Annotated in this window: 6 protein-coding genes; all 6 read left to right on the forward strand. The window is 33.2% G+C overall.

Translation table 11 applies throughout. The annotated features are described in order from the left end of the window. Positions 1-66: 66 nt before the first annotated feature. Complete coding sequence (locus SPD90_RS14250) at positions 67-942, forward strand: DNA-3-methyladenine glycosylase family protein (RefSeq protein WP_320925666.1); 876 nt, start codon at positions 67-69, stop codon at positions 940-942. A 167-nt stretch (positions 943-1,109) separates the two neighbouring features. Beyond that, positions 1,110-1,397 (forward strand): co-chaperone GroES, encoded by a 288-nt coding sequence (gene groES / locus SPD90_RS14255; RefSeq protein WP_320925667.1) that lies wholly within the window; start codon positions 1,110-1,112, stop codon positions 1,395-1,397. A gap of 24 nt (positions 1,398-1,421) precedes the next feature. Continuing rightward, positions 1,422-3,041 carry a chaperonin GroEL gene (gene groL / locus SPD90_RS14260; RefSeq protein ID WP_320925668.1) on the forward strand — a complete coding sequence of 540 codons (1,620 nt, stop codon included), beginning with the start codon at positions 1,422-1,424 and terminating at the stop codon, positions 3,039-3,041. 221 nt (positions 3,042-3,262) lie between these two features. Beyond that, positions 3,263-5,092 (forward strand): gamma-glutamyltransferase, encoded by a 1,830-nt coding sequence (gene ggt, locus SPD90_RS14265; RefSeq protein ID WP_320925669.1) that lies wholly within the window; start codon positions 3,263-3,265, stop codon positions 5,090-5,092. 117 nt (positions 5,093-5,209) lie between these two features. Further along, entirely contained in the window at positions 5,210-5,953 is a 744-nt protein-coding gene (larB, locus tag SPD90_RS14270; protein WP_320925670.1) for a nickel pincer cofactor biosynthesis protein LarB, read from the forward strand. A 14-nt stretch (positions 5,954-5,967) separates the two neighbouring features. Further along, on the forward strand, positions 5,968-6,236 hold a 269-nt coding region (larC, locus tag SPD90_RS14275), incomplete at its 3' end, for a nickel insertion protein (RefSeq protein ID WP_320925671.1).

The raw sequence follows: 6,236 nt of genomic DNA on the forward strand, positions 1-6,236 counted from the left end.
AAAACAAAAAAATTAGTAAATCACAAAATACATATAAAAATGATTAATAAAATGAGGAGAATAAAAATGAAAGTAACACAAGAAGGAAATACTGTAATACTAGAAGATGTAAAAAACTTCAATCCAAAGCATATATTTGAATGCGGGCAATGCTTCAGATGGATCAAGCAAGACGACGATTCATATACAGGTGTAGCTATGGGCAAGGTCATAAACGTAAAACAAGAAGGCGACAAAATCTATCTAGATAATACTAATAAGGAAGACTTTGAAAATATATGGTATGATTATTTCGATTTGGGCAATGATTATGAAGAGATAATAAATAAGTTAAAGGTGATGGATGAGTATTTAGAGAAGGCTACAGAGTTCGGTGAAGGCATCAGAATCCTAAAGCAAGACGGCTGGGAAATGCTTATCTCATTTATAATATCTTCAAACAACAGAATACCTATGATACAAAGAGCAATAAATAATTTATCTAAAAATTTCGGTACACATATAGGCGAGTACAGAGGGCAAGATTACTATGCTTTCCCAACTCCTGAGCAATTAAACAAGGCTTCTCAAGAGGAAATAAGAGCCTGTTCAACAGGATTTAGAGATAAATACATAAAATCAACTACTCAAATTGTAAACGACGAAAATATAAACGTACTAGATTACAGAAATTTATCTACAGAAGAATGCCTAAAAGAATTACTTAAATTCAATGGTGTAGGTCCAAAGGTAGGAGATTGTATAGCGTTATTTGGTATGCAAAAATACGATACATTCCCTGTTGATGTTTGGGTTAAGAGAGTTATGCAAGAATTTTACGTTGATGAAGATCTGAGCTTAACTAAAATTAGAAAATTTGGCATAGAAAAATTTGGTGAATTATCAGGCTTTGCACAACAATATTTATTCTATTATGCGAGAGAATTAGGTATAGGAAGATAGGTCTAAAAAAATTTGAAAAAAAATCCAATAACGTATTGAAAAATTTATACAAATGGTATATTATAATAATTGTTAGCACTCTTAGTGGTAGAGTGATAATAAATTGAAAAGGAAAAATTTAAATTCTATATACAAAAACTTTTTATATTAAATAGGAGGAATGGGAAATGAAAATAAGACCATTAGCAGACAGAGTTGTAATTAAAAAATTTGAAGCTGAAGAAAAAACTGCAAGCGGTATAGTTTTACCAAGTGCAGCTAAAGAACAACCACAAATGGCTGAAGTTATAGAAGTAGGACCAGGTGGTGTAGTAGATGGAAACGAAGTAAAAATGGAAGTTAAGGTTGGAGACAAAGTTATATTCTCTAAATATGCTGGAAACGAAATAAAAGCAGACGGAGAAGAATACATAATATTAAGACAAAGCGATATATTAGCAGTAGTAGAATTATAATATTATTTAGGAGGGTGATTTAAAATGCCAAAAGAAATTAAATTTGCAGAAGATGCTAGAAAGAGTATAGAAGCAGGAGTAAATAAATTAGCAGATACAGTTAAAGTTACATTAGGACCAAAAGGTAGAAACGTTATACTTGACAAAATGTATGGTGTGCCACTAATAACTAACGATGGTGTAACTATAGCTAAAGAAATAGAATTAGAAGATAGATTTGAAAATATGGGTGCTCAACTTGTTAAACAAGTTGCTACTAAAACTAACGATGTAGCTGGTGACGGTACTACTACAGCAACAGTTTTAGCTCAAGCTATAATAAGAGAAGGACTTAAAAATGTAACAGCAGGAGCTAACCCAATATTAATAAGAAAAGGTATAGCTAAAGCAGTAGATGTTGCAGTTGAAGAATTAAAAAATCAATCTAGAACAGTTGAAACTGATGAAGCTATAGCACAAGTTGGTGCAGTATCTTCAGGAGACGAACAAATAGGTAAATTAATAGCTGAAGCTATGAAGGTAGTTGGTAGAGACGGTGTTATAACTGTTGAAGAATCTAAAACTATGAAAACTGAATTAGACACTGTTGAAGGTATGCAATTTGACAGAGGATTTATTTCTGCTTACATGGTAACAGATGTAGATAAAATGGAAGCTGTTTTAAATGATCCTTTCATATTAATAACAGACAAAAAAATATCTAACATCCAAGAAATACTTCCATTACTTGAACAATTAGTTAAAACTGGTAAAAAATTATTAATAATAGCTGAAGATGTTGATGGTGAAGCATTATCTACATTAGTAGTTAATAAATTAAGAGGAACATTCGATGTTGTTGCTGTTAAAGCTCCAGGATTTGGTGATAGAAGAAAACAAATGCTAGAAGATATAGCAATACTTACTGGTGGTACAGTAATATCTTCAGAAGTTGGATATGAATTAAAAGAAGCTGACTTAAGTATGTTAGGTAGAGCGGGTTCAGTAAAAGTAACTAAAGACAGCACTACAATAGTAGATGGAGCTGGAGAAAAAGTTAATATACAAAACAGAATACAACAAATAAGAAACGTAGCAGAAGCAACTTCTTCTGATTTCGATAGAGAAAAATTAATGGAAAGATTAGCTAAATTAGCTGGTGGAGTTGCAGTAGTTAAAGTTGGTGCAGCTACAGAAGTTGAAATGAAAGAAAAGAAATTAAGAATAGAAGATGCTTTAAATGCAACTAAGGCTGCTGTTGAAGAAGGTATAGTAGCTGGTGGTGGTACTGCACTTGTAAGTGTTATACCAGCAGTAGACAAATTAATAGCTGAATTAGATGGTGAAGAAGCTATAGGTGCTAAAATAATCAGAAAAGCATTAGAAGAACCACTAAGACAAATAGCAGTAAACGCTGGTCTTGAAGGTGCTGTAATAGTACAAAAAGTTATAGATTCAGATCCAGAAGTAGGATTTGATGCATATAAAGAAGAATATGTAAACATGATAGATGCTGGTATAGTAGATCCAACTAAGGTAACTAGAAGTGCTTTACAAAACTCTTCATCTATAGCAAGTGTATTCTTAACAACTGAAGCAGCAGTAGGTGAAATACCTGAAAAAGAAGATCCAGCTGCAGCAGCTGGTGGAATGCCAATGATGTAATCTAAGTATATAGATTAAAATAAATTCGACTCGAAATTAAAACGCTATTTCTCGATAATATTGTGATTATTGAGGAGTAGCGTTTTTTAATGGAATTGAGAAAAAGAGTGTTTTAAGAAAATATTTTTTAAAAAGCTCAAAAAAATGTTAAAATGTCTATGATGATATATGTCTGGCAGAATAGATATATAAATAATAGAAAAGGAGATAAAAATTAGTTGATGAAAATAAGTAAAAAGATAATTTCAGTATTACTAGTGCTGACACTCACAATACCTATGTGCGTAGGTTGTGCCAAAACAGTAAAGGAAGAATCAGAGAATACTGAGGAAAGCAAAAAAATTATAGCAGAAGCAAAGGAAAAATTAAAGGAAGTAGAAGAGGACAAAGACAGTACAGGTATTGTAAAAGATGGAGAAGGATGGACTTTATGGGACGAGGACGGAAATCTAACTAGTGGAGGCAGAGATGCTACTGGAAAAAATGGAGTTGTAGCAACTGCTAAATACGAGGCTTCACAAGCAGGTCTTGAGGTATTAAAGGCTGGCGGAAATGCAATAGATGCAGCCGTAGCAGTGGCATTTGCATTATCTGTAGTAGAACCAAATGGCTCAGGAATAGGCGGCGGAGGTTCTATGATTATAAGGACTGCACAAGGAGAAAATGTGTTTATAGCATTTAGAGGAGATGCTCCAGCAGCAGCGACTCCTTATATGTGGGTTGTATCAAATGGAAAGGTCGCAAATAAAGAAGAAAGACAAGGTGGAAAGGCAGTCTCTATTCCAGGAGAAGTAGCAGGGCTTTTATATGCATTTGATAAATATGGTTCTAAGAATGTGACTTTAGAGGAAGTAATGGCACCGGCTATTAATTTAGCACAAAACGGTTTTTATGTAACACCTACACTTTACCACGATATTGTAGCTGCAGATGAGAAGATGTCTAGGTTTGATGAGTTTTACAAATACCTTAGAAAAGATGATGGAGAACTTTATCAAGTAGGAGATCTATGGAAAAACGAAGACCTAGCAGACACACTTAGAATAATCGCAAAGGAAGGAAGAGACGGCTTCTATAAAGGCGAGGTAGCAGAAAAAATAGTTGAAATGGCAAATAAATACGGAGGAATTCTTACTCTAGATGATCTAGCTAACTACGAACCAAATGTATCTACACCAGTAGAAGGAACATACAGAGGATATAAAATACTTTCATCTCAGGCAGGTGGAACAAGTATAATAGAAGCATTAAATATATTAGAAAACTTCGATATGAGCAAATATGATATAGATTCAGAGGAAAGAATACATCTATTATCTGAAGCTATGAAAATATCATATGCAGATAGAGAAGAATACATGGCGGATCCATTTAACCAAGAAGTTCCTATAAAGGGATTGACTAGTAAGAAATACGCTAAAAAATTGGCTGAACAAATAAATATGGATTATTCACAAAATTACTCAAGTGGAGATGCAGTCGACTATGAGCATGAAGACACAACACATTTTTCTGTAGCTGACCAAGACGGAAATATGGTAGCGATAACTCAGACTGTAAACCTAGAATTCGGTTCAGGTGTCGTAGTAGATGGATATGGATTTGTACTTAATGATGCTATGGCAGATTTTTCACCAGATCCTAACTCAAACAACTGTGTAAGAGCAGGCAGCGAACCACTTAGCTCAATGAGTCCAACTGTAATATTAAATGAAGACGGTACGCCATTTTTAGTTATAGGGACTCCAGGAGGCTCTAGAATAGTATGCATATTAACTCAAGTAATAAGTAATGTAATAGATTACAATCTACCTATACAAGAGGCGATAAATTATCCTAGAATATACGATAAGACAGATGAAGGATTGGTATTTGAAAATACTGTAGATACTGACTTGATTTCTCCACTAGTATCTAAGGGACATCCAGTAAGTGTTTACAAAGATGAACCAAAGCATTTTGGATCAGTACAGGCAGTTATGTATAAAGATGATGGCACTATGTCAGGTGGCGCTGATGAGAGAAGAGATGGAAAGGCTTTAGGATATTAAAATTAAATATTTATAGAATCAGTAACTCTATATTAAAAGGTATTTGTTTTATTTAAATTTTTTTAATATAGAGTTATAATTTATAAATGAAGAAATTTGAAAGGGGCACTAAATCAAATGGATGTAAGACAATTACTAGAATCAGTCAAAAATAATGAAATAGATATAGATACAGCAGTAGAAAGACTTAAAGATCTACCTTATGAAGATTTAGGATATGCAAATATAGATCATCATAGAGAGATTAGAAATGGGTATCCAGAGGTAATTTACTGCGAAGGTAAAACAGACGAACATATAATAGGGATTGTCGATGTTTTGCTTAAAAAGGAAAGCAATGTATTAGGTACAAGATGTAGAAAAGAAACAGCAGAAAAATTAAAACAAATTTACGACAATGTAGAATACGATGAGCTATCAAGAGTATTGATGATAAAAAATCATGAAGTAAAAAACATAGGAAAGGGAACAATTGCTATACTTGCAGCTGGAACATCTGACATAGCCGTGGCTGACGAAGCTTATTATACAGCAAAATTTTTAGGAAACGATGTAGAGAGAATTTACGATGTAGGTGTAGCAGGTATACATAGATTATTAAATAAGAGACACCTTATAGAGCAAGCTAGAGTAATAGTAGCAGTAGCTGGAATGGAGGGAGCTTTACCAAGTGTCGTTGGAGGAATGGTCGATGTACCGGTAATTGCCGTTCCGACTTCAGTTGGATATGGAACAAGCTTTAATGGACTTACTGCGCTTTTAGCTATGTTAAATAGCTGTGCATCAGGAATATCAGTAGTTAACATAGACAATGGATTCGGAGCAGGGTATTTAGCAGCAACTATAAATAAGTTAGACTAATTTGGAGGAATTATATGAAGGAAGAAAAAATCTTATATTTTGATATAATAATCGGAATATCGGGCGATATGACATTATCGACTTTATTAAATTTAGGTGTTCCAAAGGAGATATTTTTAGAGGAGCTAGACAAACTAAATTTAAATGGTGAATTTGAAATAGAAATAAACGAAAAATTTGAAAATGGTATTAAAGGAACAAATGTAAATGTTATAGCAAAAGAAAATCACGTCCATAGAAATTTAATTGATATATATGATATAATAGAACAGAGTTCTTTAAA

The sequence above is a fragment of the Intestinibacter sp. genome, assembly GCF_034113885.1.
Lineage (GTDB): Bacteria > Bacillota > Clostridia > Peptostreptococcales > Peptostreptococcaceae > Intestinibacter.